Source organism: Kitasatospora sp. NPDC059673 (assembly GCF_042734215.1).
In the GTDB taxonomy this organism is placed as follows: domain Bacteria; phylum Actinomycetota; class Actinomycetes; order Streptomycetales; family Streptomycetaceae; genus Kitasatospora.
In genome coordinates, this window is sequence record NZ_JBHWEN010000051.1 from 1 (window position 1) to 16949 (window position 16949).

A 16949-nucleotide genomic window follows, 5' to 3' on the forward strand; every position below is an offset into this window, starting at 1 on the left:
GCCGAGGGCGCCCCGCCGCGCCAGGCCCGTCCGGCCCGCCCGCGGCCGTCCGACGGGGAGCGCCGGCCCGCCGTCCGGCCCCGGCCGCGCCCCGACGTCCGGCGCCCCCCGGCGCGCCGCCCGGCGTCCGCGCCGCGGGCCATCAAGCTGGCCGATCCGAAGCGCCGGCTGCGGCTGGTGACGGTCTGCCTGGGCCTGGTGTTCGCGATCTTCGCGGGCCGGCTGGTGCAGCTCCAGCTGCTGGACTCCGACGCGCTGGCGGCCGGTGCCGGCGCCAACAAGTACGTGCGGGTGAAGCTGCCCGCCGAGCGCGGCTCGATCACCGCCGCCGACGGCACCGTGCTGGCCACCAGCGTGGACGCGTACGACATCACCGCCGACCCGACCATGTTCACCCCCGAGGCGACCCACCTGCCGGACGCCCCGGAGCAGGCCGCGGCGCTGCTCGCGCCGATCCTCGGCCTGCCGAAGGAGAAGCTGGCGGGCTCGCTGCACCTGAACGCGAAGAACCCGAAGAGTCAGTACGCGCTGCTGATCTCCCGCCAGACCCCGCAGGCCAAGACGCAGATCGCCGACCTGAAGTCCTCGCTGACCAAGCAGGCCGACACGGCGGCCTGCCGGGGCCAGCGCGAGCTTCTCGGCAAGCCTGCCGAGAAGGGCGGCCGGCAGTTCCTCGACACCGCCTGCGTGAACCCGCTGGCCGGGGTGTTCTGGGAGCAGTCGACCAAGCGCAGCTACCCGGCGAACGGGCTGGCCGCCAACCTGGTCGGCTTCGTCAACTCCGAGGGCACCGGCACCGGCGGCCTGGAACTCCAGTACCAGCAGCTGCTGGCGGGGGAGGACGGCTACTCCACCTACGCCTCCGCCGGGGGACGCCGGGTCGCCACCGCCGGCGGCAGCCGGCAGGACGCGGTGCCCGGCAGCGACGTGCGGCTGACGGTGAACCCGGACATCCAGTGGGCGGCGCAGCGCGCCATCACCGACCAGGTCTCCAACTCCGGTGCGGAGAAGGGCTATGTGATCGTCCAGGACGTGAAGACCGGTCAGGTGCTGGCGATGGCCTCCTCCCCGGGCTTCAACCCGAACGACCTGTCCTCGGCCCGCTCCGACCAGCTCGGCAACCCGGCCCTGCAGGACGCCTACGAGCCGGGCTCCACCGCGAAGCTGATGACCATGGCGGCGGTGCTGGACACCGGCGCGGCGAACTGGGACACCCACGTCACCGTGCCGAACACGCTGCAGCGCTCCGACCGGGTGTTCCACGACGACATCGACCACGAGACCTGGTACCTGACGCTGGCGGGCGTGCTCGCCAAGTCGTCCAACATCGGCACCATCGAGGCCGCCGAGCACCTGGGCCCGACCCAGGCCGAGTCCAACAAGGTGCTCGCCGGGTACCTGGACAAATTCGGCATCGGCAAGCCGACCGGGCTGGGCTTCCCCGGGGAGACCCGCGGCATCCTGGCCAAGCCGGAGGACTGGAACGGCTCGCAGCAGTACACCATCCCGTTCGGCCAGGGCCTGTCGGTGAACGCGCTGCAGGCCACCTCGGTGTTCTCCACCATCGCCAACGGCGGCGTGCGGGTCGCGCCCGGCCTGCTGGCCGGCACCACCGGACCGGACGGGCGGTTCACGCCCGCGCCGGCCGGGGCGCAGAGCCGGGTGGTGACGGAACAGACCGCGAAGACGCTGACCGAGATGCTGGAGTCCGTCGTCACCGACGAGCAGGGCACCGGCAACAAGGCGCAGATCCCGGGCTACCGGGTGGCCGGAAAGACCGGCACCGCCGACCGGGTGGACCCGAAGACCGGCAAGTACTCCGGGTACACCGCCTCCTTCATCGGCTTCGCGCCCGCCGACCAGCCCCGGGTGACGGTCTCCTGCGTCATCCAGCACCCGGTCAACGGGCACTTCGGCGGGCAGCTGTGCGGGCCCGTGTTCAAGCAGGTGATGGAGTTCACCCTCAAGACCCTGCAGGTTCCGCCGAGCGGCAGCGAGGCGCCGAACCTGCCCGTCGACTGGAAGCCCTGAGATGAGCGACACCCCCGACACTTCGCGGCGCGCCGAGCGCGATGTGAGCAGCGTCACGACCGGGGGCCGGTTTGGCCCAGGGGGGCATGAGGCCGATAGCCTTCCGGCCGTGCCGAAATCCGATCAAATCTCCGCGAGTCCCCCCCGTCCGAGCCGCGCCGCGGCGCTGCCCCTCGCCGAGGCGGCCCGGCTGCTCGGGCTGCCGCCCATCGACGGGCCCGCCGTCACCGGCATCACCCACGACTCCCGGGCGGTGCGTCCGGGCGACGTGTACGTGGCCTTCCCCGGCGCCAACCACCACGGTGCGGCGTTCGCCGCCGGCGCGGTGGCCGCCGGCGCGGTCGCGGTGCTCACCGACGCCGCCGGCGCTGAGCTGGCCGCCGACGCGGGCGCGGTGCTGCTGGTCGTGGACAGCCCGCGCGCGGTGATGGGCGAGCTCGCCGCGGCGGTCTACGGGGCCGCCGCCGAGCAGATGCTGATGATCGGCCTGACCGGCACCAACGGCAAGACCACCACCTCCTACCTGGTCGAGGGCGGCCTGCGCGGGGCCGGCCGGCTGCCCGGCGTGATCGGCACCGTCGAGATGCGGGTCGGCACCGAGCGGATCAAGTCCGAGCGCACCACCCCCGAGGCCACCGACCTGCACGCGGTGCTCGCCGTGATGCACGAGTCCGGCGCCGACTCGGTGGTCATGGAGGTCTCCAGCCACGCGCTGGTGTACGGCCGCACCGATGGCGTGACCTACGACGTCGCGCTGTTCAACAACCTGACACCGGAACACCTCGACTTCCACCCCGACATGGAGGACTACTACCGGGCCAAGGCCCGGCTGTTCGAGCCCGGCAAGGCCCGGCTCGGCGTCGCCAACCGCGACGACTCCTACGGCCGCCGGCTGGCCGGCGAGGCCCGGATCCCGATGGTGACCTTCTCCGCCGCGGGCGACCCGGCCGCCGACTGGCGCGCCGTCGATGTCCAGCTCGGCCCGGCCGGCTCCACCTTCACCGTGCTCGGCCCGGACGGCGCCCGCGCCGCGGCCTCGGTGCCGCTGCCCGGCCCGTTCAACGTCTCCAACGCGCTCGGCGCGATCACCGCGCTGGTCACCGCCGGCATCGAGCTGGATGCCGCGGTCGCCGGGGTCGCCCAGGTCCCGGGCGTGCCCGGCCGGCTGGAGAAGGTCGACGTGGGGCAGCCGTACGTCGCCGTGGTCGACTACGCGCACAAGCCGGACGCGCTCAGCGCCGTGCTCGCCTCGCTGCGCGAGGTCACCAAGGGCCGGCTGCACGTCGTCGTCGGCTGCGGCGGCGACCGCGACCCGTACAAGCGCGCCCCGATGGGCGCGATCGCCGCCCGGCTCGCCGACACCGCCGTCCTCACCAGCGACAACCCGCGCTCCGAGGACGCGCTGGCGATCCTCGCCACCATGCTCGGCGGCGCCGCCGAGGTGCCCGAGGACGAGCGCGCCGAGGTGCTCGCGGTCCCCGACCGCGCCGAGGCGATCGCGCTGGCGGTCGCCCGGGCGCACGCCGGGGACACCGTGCTGGTGGCGGGCAAGGGCCACGAGCTCGGGCAGTACGTGAAGGGCGAGGTCCGCCCGTTCGACGACCGCGAGGTGCTGCGGGTCGCGATGGAGCAGTTGATGGAGGCAGACCGGTGATCGCTCTGACCCTGGCCGAGGCCGCGAAGGCGGTCGACGGCACCCTGGACGCGGCCGACCCGGACGCGGTGATCACCGGTGCGGTGGTCACCGACAACCGGCAGATCGAGCCCGGCGGCCTGTTCGTGTGCGTGCTCGGCGAGCGCGTCGACGGCCACGACTTCGCCGCCAAGGCGGTCGCCGACGGCGCGGTCGCGGTGCTCGCCACCCGCCCGGTCGGCGTGCCCGCGATCCTGGTGGACGACGTGGTCGTCGCGCTCGGCCGGCTCGCCCGCGCCGTGGTCGCCCGCGCCACAGAGGTGCGGATCGTCGGCCTGACCGGCTCGGCCGGCAAGACCTCCACCAAGGACCTGATCGGCCAACTGCTGGCCAAGCACGGCGAGACGGTCTTCCCGGCCGGCTCGCACAACAACGAGATCGGCCACCCGCTGACGGCCCTGCAGGTCGCCCCGACCACCCGCCACCTGGTGATGGAGATGGGCGCCCGACACAAGGGCGACATCGAGTACCTGACCGGCATCACCCCGCCCACCGTCGGCCTGGTGCTGAACATCGGCACCGCGCACCTCGGCGAGTTCGGCTCCAAGGAGGGCATCGCCGAGGCCAAGGGCGAGATGGTGGAGGCGCTCTCCGCCGACGGCGTCGCCGTGCTGAACGCCGACGACCCGCTGGTGCGCGCGATGAGCAGCCGCACCAAGGCCCGCGTGGTGCTGTTCGGCGAATCCTCGGACGCCCACATCCGGGCCACCGACGTTCGCCTGGACGCCACCGGCCGGCCACAGTTCACGCTCAGCACCCCGGCCGGTTCCGCACCCGTGAAGCTGCGCCTGTACGGTGAGCACCACGTCTCGAACGCCCTCGCCGCCGCCGCGGTGGCGGTGGAGCTCGGGATGCCCGTCGACCGCGTCGCCGAGGCACTCGGCGAAGCCGGTGCGCTGTCCCGTTGGCGCATGGAGGTGGTCGACCGGGCCGATGGCCTGACCGTCGTCAACGACGCCTACAACGCGAACCCGGAGTCCATGCGGGCCGCACTGCGGGCACTGGCGACGATGGCGGGCAAGGGCCCGGAGCGCCGCCGCACCTGGGCGGTGCTCGGTGAGATGCGGGAGCTCGGCGAGGACAGCTTCGACGAGCACGACGCCATCGGACGGCTCGCCGTCCGGCTCGACATCACCAAGCTGGTGGCGGTCGGCGGACGCGAGGCGGCCCGGATGGAACTGGGCGCGAGGAACGAAGGTTCGTGGGGTGAGGAGTCGGTGCTGGTGTCCGACGCGGACGCGGCGATCGAGCTGCTGCGCAGTCAAGTGCGGCCGGGGGACGTGGTCCTGGTGAAGGCATCCCGTTCGGTGGGACTCGAAAAGGTCGCCGAGGCACTGCTCGCGGACGGTGCCGCGAAGTGAAGCAGATCCTCTTCTCCGGCCTGATCGGCCTGGTGCTGACCCTGCTCGGCACTCCCGCCCTGATCAAGCTGCTCGCCCGGCACGGCTACGGCCAGTACATCCGTGACGACGGCCCCAAGGCGCACCACAGCAAGAAGGGCACGCCCACCATGGGCGGCATCGCCTTCATCCTGGCCACCCTGATCGCCTACTTCGCGACCAAGGCGATAACGGGCGAGTCGCCCACTGCCTCCGGCCTGCTGGTGCTGTTCCTGACCACCGGCCTCGGCCTGGTCGGCTTCCTGGACGACTACATCAAGGTGGTCAAGCGCCGCTCGCTGGGCCTGCGGGCCAAGGCGAAGCTGCTCGGCCAGTCCTTCGTGGCGCTCGCCTTCGCCATCCTGGCGCTCCAGTTCGAGGACAGCCGCGGGCTGACCCCGGCTTCCAAGCACCTGTCGTTCGTGCAGGACTTCAAGTGGGCGATCGGCCCGGTGCTGTTCGTCCTGTTCGCCTACTTCATGATCGCCGCGATGTCGAACGGCGTGAACCTGACGGACGGTCTGGACGGCCTCGCCACCGGCGCCTCGGTGATGGTCTTCGGCGCCTACACCTTCATCGGCCTGTGGGAGCACACCCAGAACTGTGCCTACGCGATCAAGGCCACCGCGTCCTGCTTCGAGGTCCGCGACCCGCTGGACCTCGCCGTGGTCGCCGCCGCCCTGATGGGCTCCTGCTTCGGCTTCCTGTGGTGGAACACCTCGCCCGCGAAGATCTTCATGGGCGACACCGGCTCGCTCGCCCTCGGCGGCGCCCTGGCCGGCCTCGCCATCGTCTCGCGCACCGAGCTGCTGCTCGCCGTCCTCGGCGGCCTGTTCGTGATCATCACCCTTTCGGTGATCATCCAGGTCGGCTCGTTCCGGATGACCGGCAAGCGCGTTTTCAAGATGGCGCCACTCCAGCACCACTTCGAACTCAAGGGCTGGAGCGAAGTCCTGATCGTGGTCCGGTTCTGGATCATCCAGGGCCTGTGCGTCGCCATCGGACTCGGACTCTTCTACGCGGGATGGGTGACCGGATGAACAACCCGGAGTGGGCCGGCCTGCCGGTCGTCGTCGCGGGGCTCGGCCTCTCCGGGGTCAGCGCCGCCAGAGTCCTGCACGGGCTCGGCGCGCACGTCACCGTCGTGGACGGCGGCACCGGCCCCGCGCTGGACGCCAAGGCCGCCGCCCTCACCGAGCAGGGCATCGCCGTCCGCCTCGGCGACGGCGCCACCCTGCCCGCCGGCACCCGGCTGATCGTCACCTCGCCCGGCTGGGCCCCCGACAGCCCGCTGTTCGCCGCCGCCGAGCAGGCCGGCGTCCCGGTCTGGGGCGACGTCGAACTCGCCTGGCGGCTGCGCACCCCGCACCCCGCCACCGGCGAGCCGGCCCCCTGGCTGGCCGTCACCGGCACCAACGGCAAGACCACCACCGTCCAGATGCTGGCGTCCATCCTCACCGCCGCCGGCAAGCGCACCGCCGCCGTCGGCAACGTCGGCGTCTCGGTGCTGGACGCGGTCCTCGCCGAGGAGCCCTACGACGTCCTCGCCGTCGAACTCTCCAGCTACCAGCTGCACTGGGCGCCCTCGCTGCGCGTCCACTCCGGCGCGGTGCTCAACCTGGCCCCCGACCACCTCGACTGGCACGGCTCGATGGAGGCCTACGCCGCCGACAAGGGCCGGATCTACCAGGGCAACCAGGTCGCCTGCGTCTACAACCTCGCCGACCCCGCCACCGAGGCGCTGGTCCGCGAGGCCGACGTCGAAGAGGGCTGCCGCGCGATCGGCTTCGGCCTCGACGCCCCCAGCATCTCCAACTTCGGCGTCGTGGACGGCCTGCTGGTCGACCGCGCCTTCGTCCCCGACCGGGACCGCGCCGCCGCCGAGATCGGCGCCGTCGCCGACATCTCCTCGCCCGCCCCGCACAACATCGCCAACGCACTGGCTGCCGCCGCTCTCGCCCGCGCCTACGGTGTCGACGCCAAGGCCGTCCGCGACGGGCTGCGCGCCTTCACGCCCGACGCCCACCGGATCGCGCACGTCGCCGAGATCGACGGCGTGACCTACGTGGACGACTCCAAGGCCACCAACACCCACGCGACGGCGGCCTCGCTGGCCGCGTTCCGCCCCGTGGTGTGGATCGCCGGCGGCCTCGCCAAGGGCGCGACCTTCGACGAGCTGGTCGCCGGCGCGGCCCCCCGGCTGCGCGCGGCCGTGCTGATCGGCCAGGACCGGCAGCTGATCCGCGAGGCGCTCGCGCGACACGCCCCGGAAGTACCGGTATTCGAACCCGCGCCGGGGAAGACTGGCGCCGAGGCGATGACCGAGATCGTCCGCGTGGCGGCTTCCGCCGCACAGAAGGGCGACACCGTCCTGCTGGCGCCGGCCTGCGCGTCGATGGACATGTTCACCAACTACGGTGAGCGCGGGGACATGTTCGCAGCCGCGGTCAGGGCGATGTAGTTCAGGGGCGCGAGGAACTGCGCGTAGGGGAACGCATCCGTCGGAAAGATCGCGACGCCGGACAATGACCTGCACGTGATCGCGACCTTGCTGACGTGCGCTCGGTTGCTCGCGCAGTTCCCCGCGCCCCTTCGGGGCACGAGAATGGAGATGGTGGTGCCCAGCAGCGAGAAGCCGCGCTTGCGGTTGGTCTCGGCGACCACGACCACCTTCAAGTCCGAGGGCCCGGTCGCGCGGCTGCGCGCAGCGCGTGAGCGGTTCGGGTACTTGATGGCCCGTCCGCTGACGCCGTACTACCTGATCCTGGGTTCGACGGCGCTGCTGGTGGTGCTCGGGCTGGTGATGGTGTTCTCCGCCTCGCAGAGCGTGGTGGTGGACTTCGGGCTGCCGATGACGTTCTTCTTCCGCAAGCAGCTGATCGCCCTGCTGCTGGGCGGGGCGATCGCCGTCGTGCTCACCCGGGCCCCGGTGAAGCTGCTGCGCACCGCCGCGTACCCGCTGCTGTTCGGGGTGGTGGGCGCGCTGGTGCTGGTGGCGATCCCGGGCGTCGGGGTGCGGATCAACGGCAACCGGAACTGGATCAGCCTGGGCTTCTTCCAGATCCAGCCGTCCGAGTTCGCCAAGCTCGCGCTGCTGCTGTGGGCGGCCGACCTGTTGGCCCGCAAGCAGCGCACCCACATGCTCAACCAGTGGAAGCACCTGCTGATCCCGCTGGTGCCCGGCACCGTCGTGCTGATGATGCTGATCATGCTGGGCGGCGACATGGGCACCACGATGGTGCTGGTGGCGATGCTTTTCGGCCTGCTCTGGATGGTCGGCGCGCCGCTGCGGCTGTTCGCCGCCACTCTGGGTATCGCGGTGGTCGCGTGCACCGCGCTGATCATCACGGTGCCGCACCGCCTGGGCCGGCTGGCCTGCGTCGGCGTGACCAAGCCGGACCCCAACCTGGACTGCTTCCAGGCACTGCACGGACTGTACGCGCTGGCGGCCGGCGGGCCGTTCGGATCCGGACTGGGTGCGGGCGTCGAGAAATGGGGCCAACTCCCGGAGGCGCACACCGACTTCATCTTCGCCGCGACCGGCGAGGAACTCGGCCTGGTGGGGACGCTGTCCGTGCTCGCGCTCTTCGCGGCACTAGGCTACGCGGGTATCCGTGTGGCTCTCAGCACCACGGACCCGTTCGTCCGGTACGCGGCGGGCGCCGCCACCACGTGGATCATGGCTCAGGCCGTGGTCAACCTGGGGTCGGCGCTGGGACTCATGCCCATCGCGGGCGTCCCGCTGCCGCTGTTCTCGTACGGTGGATCCGCGATGCTGTCGGCCATGTGCGCCATCGGGCTGCTGCTGTGCTTCGCGCGCAGCACCCCGAAGGCGAAGGCAGCGCTGGCTGCCCGGCCCCGCCGATGGCGAAAAGGGGCCAACTCCCGGTTCGGGTCCGTCCTGGACCGGGTGGTGCCAGGTAGGAAAACCACAGCGCGAAAGGCCCCCGGGCCAACGCGCAGGGAGCGGTGAATTTCGGTGCATGTCGTACTCGCCGGCGGCGGGACCGCCGGTCACATCGAGCCGGCCATGGCGCTCGCGGACGCGCTGCGCAGGCATGACCCGTCCATCGGGATCACCGCCCTCGGCACCGAGCGCGGCCTGGAGACCCGGCTGGTGCCGGAGCGCGGCTACGAGCTGGCCCTGATCCCGGCGGTTCCGCTGCCCCGCAAGCCCACTCCCGAGCTGATCACCGTCCCGGGCCGGCTGCGCGGCACCGTGCGGGCCGCCCAGGAGGTCATCGAGCGGGTCAACGCCGACGCGGTGGTCGGCTTCGGCGGCTACGTGGCGATGCCCGCCTACCTGGCCGCCAAGCGCGCCGGGGTGCCGATCGTGGTGCACGAGGCCAACGCCCGCCCCGGCCTGGCCAACAAGATCGGCGCCCGCTACAGCGACTTCGTGGCGGTCTCCACCCCGGACTCCAAGCTGCGCGACTCCCGCTACATCGGCATCCCGCTGCGCCGCACCATTGCCACCCTGGACCGCGGCACGGTGCGCGCGGAGGCCCGGCACTACTTCGGTCTGGACCAGCGGCTGCCCACCCTGCTGGTGTCCGGCGGCTCGCAGGGCGCCCGCCGGCTGAACGAGACGGTGCAGGCGATCGCGCCCCGGCTCCAGCAGTACGGCGTGCAGATCCTGCACGCCGTCGGCCCGAAGAACGAGCTGCCGACCATCGACGACATCCCCGGCATGCCGCCGTACCGCGCGGTGCCGTACGTGGACCGGATGGACCTGGCGTACGCGGCGGCCGACATGATGCTCTGCCGGGCCGGCGCGATGACGGTGGCCGAGCTGGCCGCGGTGGGCCTGCCGGCCGCGTTCGTGCCGCTGCCGATCGGCAACGGCGAGCAGCGGCTGAACGCCCAGCCGATGGTGAAGGCCGGCGGCGGTCTGCTGGTGGACGACGCCGACCTGACCACGGACTGGGTGCTGAAGAACGTGCTGCCGGTGCTCACCGACCCGGCGAAGCTGTGGGAGATGTCGCGTTCCGCCGCCGAGTTCGGCCGCCGGGACGCCGACGACCTGCTGGTGCAGATGGTCTACGAGGCGATCGAGGCCGGCCGCGGCGGCCGCCGCCGTGGCTGACGAGGACTACGAGGAGGAGTTCGGGGAGGACGGCGACGAGGCCCGTCCGCCCCGGCTCCGACTGTCCCGCCGGGGCATGCTGGTACTGGCGGTGCTGGGCGCCCTGGTGCTCGGTGCGCTCGGCTGGACGGTGTTCTTCTCCTCCGCGCTGGAGGTCCGCCGGGTGGCCGTCCAGGGCCTGGACTCCGGCAAGCTGAGCCAGGACGAGGTGGAGAAGGCGCTCGGCTCCACCGCCCGCGGCCCGCTGGCCCGGGTGGATCTGGACCGGGCCCAGCAACTGGTGGCCAAGGTGCCCCGGGTGGCCAGGGTCGAGGTGTGGCGCGGCTGGCCGCACACCCTGCAGGTGAAGGTGACGGAGCGTCAACCAGTGGCTGCGATCCGTGCCGAGGACGGCCGGTTCGTCCAGGTCGACGCCCAGGGTGTGGAATTCGCCACCGAGCCGCAGCCGCCGGCCGGCGTACCCGTGGTGTCACTCGCACTCGGCCAACCGGCCAACGACGCACTGCCCGTCATCGACCGCCCCGCGCTGGTCCGGTCGGCCATCACGGTCGCCGCCGGCCTCCCGTCGGAGGTGGCCAAGCAGGCCGGTTCGCTCACGGTCTATTCGTACGACGACATCCGCCTCCAACTCGCCTCCGGCGCAACAGTCCGCTGGGGCAGCGCGGAGGAAACCGCCCGCAAGGCCCGGGTGTTGACGGCTCTGCTCGGCCGGAAGGCATCGAATTACGACGTGAGTGCGCCGGATGCCCCGGCGGTGTCCGGCTGATCCGGTAAGTTCATTGCCTGGGGGAGGTATTGACGGAGCCGAGGCTCCGGTCCGACCCTTGGTGGTCACCCCGGTTTCACCGGGGGGTCGATGATCACATAGGCTCAAAAGAAAAAGGGAAGCTCGGCGTGTTCGGTGGAACACGCGTTGGTTGCGACCTACTGTCCTGTGTCAACGAGCTGTGCTCGACAACGAACTGACACCGGCACAGCGGTAACCCTCAACCTCAAGTTTAGGGTTCGGGTTGGAACCACGTGCTTCCCACCCATCGACATCCGTCGGCCTTCGTATCCAGGGGAGCCGACCCGGAAATTCGAGGCGAGAGGCCCCGACGTGGCAGCACCCCAGAATTACCTCGCGGTCATCAAGGTCGTCGGCATCGGTGGCGGCGGAGTCAACGCCATCAACCGGATGATCGAGGTCGGGCTCAAGGGCGTCGAGTTCATCGCGATCAACACTGATGCGCAGGCCCTCCTGATGAGCGACGCCGATGTGAAGCTCGACGTCGGCCGGGAGCTCACCCGCGGCCTTGGCGCCGGCGCCAACCCGGAGGTCGGCCGGAAGGCCGCGGAGGACCACCGCGAGGAGATCGAGGAGGTCCTCAAGGGGGCCGACATGGTCTTCGTGACGGCCGGTGAGGGCGGCGGCACCGGCACCGGCGGCGCGCCGGTGGTGGCCAACATCGCCCGCTCGCTCGGCGCGCTCACCATCGGCGTGGTCACCCGCCCGTTCACCTTCGAGGGCCGCCGTCGGGCCAACCAGGCCGAGGACGGCATCGCCTCGCTGCGCGAGCAGGTCGACACCCTGATCGTGATCCCCAACGACCGCCTGCTGTCGATCTCCGACCGCCAGGTCTCGGTGCTGGACGCGTTCCGCTCCGCCGACCAGGTGCTGCTCTCCGGTGTCCAGGGCATCACCGACCTGATCACCACCCCGGGTCTGATCAACCTGGACTTCGCCGACGTCAAGTCGGTGATGTCGGACGCCGGTTCGGCGCTGATGGGGATCGGTTCGGCGCGCGGCGAGGACCGCGCCAAGGCCGCCGCCGTGATGGCGATCTCCTCGCCGCTGCTGGAGGCCTCGATCGACGGCGCCCGCGGTGTGCTGCTGTCCATCTCGGGCGGCTCCGACCTCGGTCTGTTCGAGATCAACGAGGCGGCCCAGCTGGTCAGCGAGGCGGCCCACCCCGAGGCGAACATCATCTTCGGTGCGGTCATCGACGACGCGCTCGGCGACGAGGTCCGGGTCACCGTGATCGCGGCCGGCTTCGACGGCGGGCAGCCGCCGGCCATCGTCCGCGAGCCGGTGGTGAAGTCGGCCTCCAGCTCCTCGTCGAGCAGCAGCACCTCCTCCGCGCCGGAGCGTCCGGCCACCCGTCCGTCCTACGGTTCGATCGGTTCGGTCACCCGCTCCGAGGAGCCGGCCCGCCCGTCCGAGGCCCCGGTGCCGGTGACCACCGCCCCGCCGGTGCCGCCGCAGGTGCAGCCGGTGCGCCAGCCGTACGTCGAGAGCCCCGCCGAGGAGCTCGACGTGCCGGACTTCCTGAAGTGATCCATACGGCCTTTCGCAACGGTGCTCACTTCGCCTCCACCACCCGGTGGGGCGGGGTGAGCACCGCGCCGTACGGGGAGCTCAACCTCGGTGGTGCGGTGGGTGACTCGCCCGAAGCCGTGGTGCAGAACCGTTTCCTCGCAGCCCGCGAACTGGGACTGGATCCGGCCGATGTGGTCTGGATGAACCAGGTGCACGGCGCCGACGTCGCGGTGGTGACGGACCGCCAGCCCGCCGGGTACGCGCCGACGGTGGACGCGGTGGTCACCGACCGCCCGCTGGCCCTCGCGGTGCTCACCGCCGACTGCACCCCGGTGCTGCTGGCCGACCCCGAGGCCGGCGTGGTCGGCGCCGCGCACGCCGGGCGCCCGGGCCTGGCCGCCGGGGTCGTCCCCGCGGTGCTCGCCGCGATGCGCGAACTCGGGGCCCGCCCCGAGCGGATCCTCGCCGCCACCGGCCCCGCCGTGTGCGGCCGTTGCTACGAGGTGCCGGAGGCGATGCGGGCCGAGGTGGCCGCGCTCGTCCCGGCCGCCCGGTCGGAAACCTCCTGGGGCACCCCCGCCCTGGACGTGCCGGCCGGCGTCGCCGCCCAACTCGCCGAGGCGGGCGTGCGCGATGTGGTGCGATCTTCTGTTTGCACGATGGAATCTCCGGACCACTACTCCTACCGTCGGGAGCAGCGGACCGGCCGACTCGCAAGCTACGTCTGGCTGGGGCCTGCACTCTCATGACGAACGACATCTTCGGTCCGTTCCCCGGTGGCGCGGAATTCGCCGCCGCCCTGACGGACGCTCAGCGCGCCCGCTTCGAACAACTCGGCGCCAACCTCGACGTGGTCGAGCGGCGGATCGCCGACGCCTGCGCCGCGGCCGGGCGCCCGCGCGAGGAGGTCACCCTGATCGTGGTGACCAAGACCTACCCCGCCGAGGACACCGCGCTGCTCGCCGGACTGGGCGTCACCGACGTTGCGGAGAACCGCGACCAGGACGCCGCTCCGAAGGCCGAACGCTGCGTCAACCTTCCGTTGACGTGGCACTTCGTCGGCCAGTTGCAGACCAACAAGGCCCGTTCGGTGGTCCGTTACGCCGATCTGGTGCATTCGGTGGACCGTGAGCGCCTGGTCGACTCGCTGGCCGCCGCCGTCCGCAACGCCGAACGCCCGCCGCTGGGCTGCCTGGTGCAGGTCGCGCTCGACAAGGAGGCCGGCGAGGGCGAGCACCGCGCGGGCGTGGCGCCGGCCGACGTGCTCGCGCTGGCCGGGAAGATCGCCGACACGCCCGGGCTGCGATTGGCCGGTGTGATGACGGTCGCACCGCTCGCGGGCCCGCTGGCGGGCGACCCCGCACGCTCCTTCGCGCGCCTTGCGGAAATCGCAAGCGCCGTACGCGCGGAGCATCCGACTGCCACGATGGTTTCGGCAGGGATGAGCGGAGATTTGGAGCAGGCGATCGCCGCCGGAGCGACACATGTACGCGTCGGTACGGCGGTACTCGGAGTGCGGTCACCGCTCGGGTAACGTCACCGAGTAAGTAGATCAGACTGCAGGACAAAATAGGACAGAACCTAGCAGATGATCAGTCTGCTGGTAAACCGTGGATCGCATCCGAGCGCACACCTCCGCGGTCTGACGGACCGTCGGCCTGACCGGCCGTGACCATCACGGCGTCCGCAGGTGAACGGTGGGCGCATGAGCGGAGGAGACAGCAGCATGGCCGGCGCGATGCGCAAAATGGCGGTCTATCTCGGCCTGGTCGAGGACGAGACCTACGACAGCCAGGGGTACGACCCCGACGACGACTACGACACGGACCCGGAGCCGATCCGCACCGGTCGCACCGAGGACCTGCGGGCCTCGGCCCCCGCCGCGGCGCCCGCCACCGGGTCGGCGCCCGTGGCCCAGATCGCGCCTCAGCCGGTGCCTGCCGCGGTCCCGATCCGTCAGGAGCAGCCGCGCATGGCTCCCGTGTCGTCCATCACATCCGAGCGCCACCGCAATCTGGAGAAGAGCACCCCGGTGATCATGCCCAAGGTCGTCAGCGAACGAGAGTCCTACCGCATCACCACGCTGCACCCCCGGACCTACAACGAGGCCCGTACGATCGGGGAGCAGTTCCGTGGCGGCACGCCCGTGATCATGAATTTGACCGAGATGGACGACACGGATGCCAAGCGGCTCGTAGACTTCGCGGCTGGACTGGTCTTCGGTCTGCACGGCAGTATCGAGCGCGTGACACAGAAGGTGTTCCTCCTGTCGCCTGCTAACGTCGATGTCACGGCGGAGGACAAGGCTCGGATCGCCGAGGGTGGGTTCTTCAACCAGAGCTGACCCGGCCACGACTTTCTGTGTGGATCAGTTTGACAGTGCGTCACTGACGGACCGTCGGTCAGGGAGAGGGAGAAGTGATGGGGATCTTCGGTTCGGTGCTCTATTGGGTGCTGACCGTGTTCCTGCTGATCCTGCTCTTCAGGCTGGTGATGGACTGGGTGTTTCAGTTCGCTCGATCGTGGCGTCCTGGGAAGGCCATGGTCGTGGTGCTGGAGGCCACGTACACTGTCACGGATCCGCCACTCAAGCTTCTTCGGCGATTCATCCCGCCGTTGCGTCTCGGGGGCGTGGCGCTCGACCTGTCCTTCTTCGTACTGATGATCATTGTGTATGTCCTGATCTCGCTCGTGCAGCGCCTGTCGTTCTGAACGATGCGACAGGATGCCGGTCCGACGATCACGTTGAGGTGAAGAGATGCCATTGACCCCCGAGGACGTTCGGAACAAGCAGTTCACGACCGTCCGGCTGCGCGAAGGCTATGACGAGGACGAGGTCGATGCCTTCCTCGACGAGGTCGAAGCCGAGCTGACCCGCCTGCTGCGCGAGAACGAGGACCTGCGCGCCAAGCTGGCGGCCGCCACCCGTGCCGCCGCGCAGAACCAGGCGAACATGCGCAAGGAGCAGCAGGCTCCGCAGGACGGCGGACGCCCCGGCGCTCCCGTGCCCGCCGCCATATCCGGCCCCCCGGTGCCCGGCCAGCAGCAGGGCCCCGGTCCGCAGCAGCTCGGCGGCCCGCAGCAGCTCGCCGGCCCCCAGCAGGGGATGGGCAACCAGCCGCTCGGCCTGCCGTCCGGCGCGCCGCAGCTGCCTGCCGGTCAGGGCGGCCCGATGGGTGGTCCGATGGGCAACCCGATGCAGCAGCAGCAGATGGGCCAGACCATGGGCGGCCAGCAGCAGCTGGTCCAGCCGATGGGCGGTCAGATGCTGCAGCCGATGGGCAACCCGATGCAGCAGCAGATGGGTCAGGCCATGGGCGGGCAGCAGCTCCAGCCGATGGGCGGCCAGCAGCTGCAGCCGATGGGTGGCCCGATGGGCAACCCGATGCAGCAGCAGGGTCCCGGTGGCGACAGCGCCGCCCGGGTGCTCGCGCTCGCCCAGCAGACCGCCGACCAGGCCATCTCCGAGGCCCGTTCCGAGGCCAACAAGATCGTCGGCGAGGCCCGCAGCCGCGCCGAGGGTCTGGAGCGCGACGCCCGTGCCAAGGCCGACGCGCTGGAGCGGGACGCGCAGGAGAAGCACCGCGTCGCGATGGGCTCGCTGGAGTCCGCCCGTGCCACGCTGGAGCGCAAGGTCGAGGACCTGCGCGCCTTCGAGCGCGAGTACCGCACGCGGCTGAAGTCCTACCTGGAGACCCAGCTGCGTCAGCTGGAGTCGCAGGCGGACGACTCACTCGCCCCGCCGCGGATCCCCGCCACCGCGTCGCTGCCGCCGGCCGCGTCGTCGATGGCGCCCGCCGGTGCCGGCGCGATGTCCTCCTCGGCACCGTCGTTCGGCTCCACCCCGTCCTTCGGCGGCAACCAGTCCTTCGGCGGCAGCTCCTTCGGCAGCTCGGCCGGCACCCCGTCCTTCGGCGGCGCCTCCGCGAGCTCCAACGGGGCGATGGCGCCGGCGGGCATGACCCAGCCGATGGCGGCCGTGCGGCCGCAGCCCCCGCAGCCGATGCAGCAGGCTCCCGCTCCGATGCGAGGGTTTCTGATCGACGAGGACGGCGACAACTAGCGGTCCCGCAACGCGTAATCGAAAGGGCGCCCTTGGCCATGACGGCCGGGGGCGCCCTTCGCGTTGAGTGCAACCGGGGGCGCGTGGGTTGCGCGCAGCGGAAGGCGACCAACGGAAAGATCGCGCCGTGGGCAATGACCTGCCGTCACGACGCGATCTGGCGGGTGGGTGCGAGAAGGGGCGCGGGGACCTGCGCGACAAGCGCAAGGCCCGTCCGCAAGGTCGCGATCACGTGCAGGTCACTGTCCTGCGTCGCGATCTTGCGGACGGGTGGTCTTCCGCTTCGCGCAGTTCTCCCCCAGCCCTAGCTGTATTGACCCGCAGGGTTGTTGACGCGGGTGATCGGTGGTTGTCCTCCGAGTGCGGTGTGGCAGCGATGGTAGTTGTAGGTGTGGAGG

The 16949-nt window shown here is 71.3% G+C and carries 14 protein-coding genes; all 14 read left to right on the top strand.

What is annotated here, in order from left to right:
- Positions 1 to 2031, top strand: a 2031-nt coding sequence (locus ACFV18_RS32410; protein ID WP_380488887.1) for a peptidoglycan D,D-transpeptidase FtsI family protein, incomplete at its 5' end; no start/stop codon positions are given.
- A 109-nt stretch (positions 2032 to 2140) separates the two neighbouring features.
- Positions 2141 to 3685 carry a UDP-N-acetylmuramoyl-L-alanyl-D-glutamate--2,6-diaminopimelate ligase gene (locus ACFV18_RS32415; protein WP_380488889.1) on the top strand — a complete coding sequence of 515 codons (1545 nt, stop codon included), beginning with the start codon at positions 2141 to 2143 and terminating at the stop codon, positions 3683 to 3685.
- Entirely contained in the window at positions 3682 to 5085 is a 1404-nt protein-coding gene (gene murF / locus ACFV18_RS32420) for a UDP-N-acetylmuramoyl-tripeptide--D-alanyl-D-alanine ligase (RefSeq protein ID WP_380488890.1), read from the top strand. The genes ACFV18_RS32415 and murF overlap by 4 nt, the downstream gene beginning before the upstream one ends.
- Entirely contained in the window at positions 5082 to 6143 is a 1062-nt protein-coding gene (gene mraY / locus ACFV18_RS32425; protein WP_380488891.1) for a phospho-N-acetylmuramoyl-pentapeptide-transferase, read from the top strand. The genes murF and mraY overlap by 4 nt, the downstream gene beginning before the upstream one ends.
- Positions 6140 to 7564: a UDP-N-acetylmuramoyl-L-alanine--D-glutamate ligase gene (gene murD, locus ACFV18_RS32430; RefSeq protein WP_380488903.1), complete on the top strand. Its 1425-nt coding sequence runs from the start codon at positions 6140 to 6142 to the stop codon at positions 7562 to 7564. The genes mraY and murD overlap by 4 nt, the downstream gene beginning before the upstream one ends.
- A gap of 150 nt (positions 7565 to 7714) precedes the next feature.
- A complete protein-coding gene (gene ftsW, locus ACFV18_RS32435) occupies positions 7715 to 9076 on the top strand; it encodes a putative lipid II flippase FtsW (RefSeq protein ID WP_380488893.1) in 1362 nt (453 codons plus the stop codon).
- A 6-nt stretch (positions 9077 to 9082) separates the two neighbouring features.
- On the top strand, positions 9083 to 10189 hold the full coding sequence (gene murG / locus ACFV18_RS32440; protein ID WP_380488894.1) for an undecaprenyldiphospho-muramoylpentapeptide beta-N-acetylglucosaminyltransferase: 1107 nt from the start codon (positions 9083 to 9085) through the stop codon (positions 10187 to 10189).
- Positions 10182 to 10955 carry a cell division protein FtsQ/DivIB gene (locus tag ACFV18_RS32445; protein WP_380488896.1) on the top strand — a complete coding sequence of 258 codons (774 nt, stop codon included), beginning with the start codon at positions 10182 to 10184 and terminating at the stop codon, positions 10953 to 10955. The genes murG and ACFV18_RS32445 overlap by 8 nt, the downstream gene beginning before the upstream one ends.
- A 333-nt stretch (positions 10956 to 11288) precedes the next feature.
- Positions 11289 to 12506 carry a cell division protein FtsZ gene (ftsZ, locus tag ACFV18_RS32450; RefSeq protein ID WP_380488897.1) on the top strand — a complete coding sequence of 406 codons (1218 nt, stop codon included), beginning with the start codon at positions 11289 to 11291 and terminating at the stop codon, positions 12504 to 12506.
- Positions 12503 to 13237, top strand: a complete 735-nt coding sequence (gene pgeF, locus ACFV18_RS32455) for a peptidoglycan editing factor PgeF (RefSeq protein ID WP_380488899.1) — start codon at positions 12503 to 12505, stop codon at positions 13235 to 13237. Before ftsZ ends, pgeF begins: the two co-directional genes overlap by 4 nt.
- Positions 13234 to 14022, top strand: a complete 789-nt coding sequence (locus ACFV18_RS32460) for a YggS family pyridoxal phosphate-dependent enzyme (RefSeq protein WP_380488900.1) — start codon at positions 13234 to 13236, stop codon at positions 14020 to 14022. The genes pgeF and ACFV18_RS32460 overlap by 4 nt, the downstream gene beginning before the upstream one ends.
- Positions 14023 to 14214: 192 nt before the next feature.
- Positions 14215 to 14832 carry a cell division protein SepF gene (locus tag ACFV18_RS32465; protein ID WP_380488901.1) on the top strand — a complete coding sequence of 206 codons (618 nt, stop codon included), beginning with the start codon at positions 14215 to 14217 and terminating at the stop codon, positions 14830 to 14832.
- A 77-nt stretch (positions 14833 to 14909) separates the two neighbouring features.
- On the top strand, positions 14910 to 15200 hold the full coding sequence (locus ACFV18_RS32470; RefSeq protein ID WP_033216891.1) for a YggT family protein: 291 nt from the start codon (positions 14910 to 14912) through the stop codon (positions 15198 to 15200).
- Positions 15201 to 15246: 46 nt separating this feature from the next.
- On the top strand, positions 15247 to 16551 hold the full coding sequence (locus tag ACFV18_RS32475; protein WP_380488902.1) for a DivIVA domain-containing protein: 1305 nt from the start codon (positions 15247 to 15249) through the stop codon (positions 16549 to 16551).
- Positions 16552 to 16949: the final 398 nt, after the last annotated feature.

What these genes read in the sequence shown, in the direction of transcription:
- ACFV18_RS32470 (WP_033216891.1), top strand. Translation starts at nt 14,910, where the DNA reads ATGGGGATCTTCGGTTCGGTGCTCTATTGGGTGCTGACCGTGTTCCTG.
- ftsW (WP_380488893.1), top strand. Translation starts at nt 7,715, where the DNA reads ATGGTGGTGCCCAGCAGCGAGAAGCCGCGCTTGCGGTTGGTCTCGGCG.
- ACFV18_RS32475 (WP_380488902.1), top strand. Translation starts at nt 15,247, where the DNA reads ATGCCATTGACCCCCGAGGACGTTCGGAACAAGCAGTTCACGACCGTC.
- ACFV18_RS32460 (WP_380488900.1), top strand. Translation starts at nt 13,234, where the DNA reads ATGACGAACGACATCTTCGGTCCGTTCCCCGGTGGCGCGGAATTCGCC.
- ACFV18_RS32465 (WP_380488901.1), top strand. Translation starts at nt 14,215, where the DNA reads ATGGCCGGCGCGATGCGCAAAATGGCGGTCTATCTCGGCCTGGTCGAG.
- murD (WP_380488903.1), top strand. Translation starts at nt 6,140, where the DNA reads ATGAACAACCCGGAGTGGGCCGGCCTGCCGGTCGTCGTCGCGGGGCTC.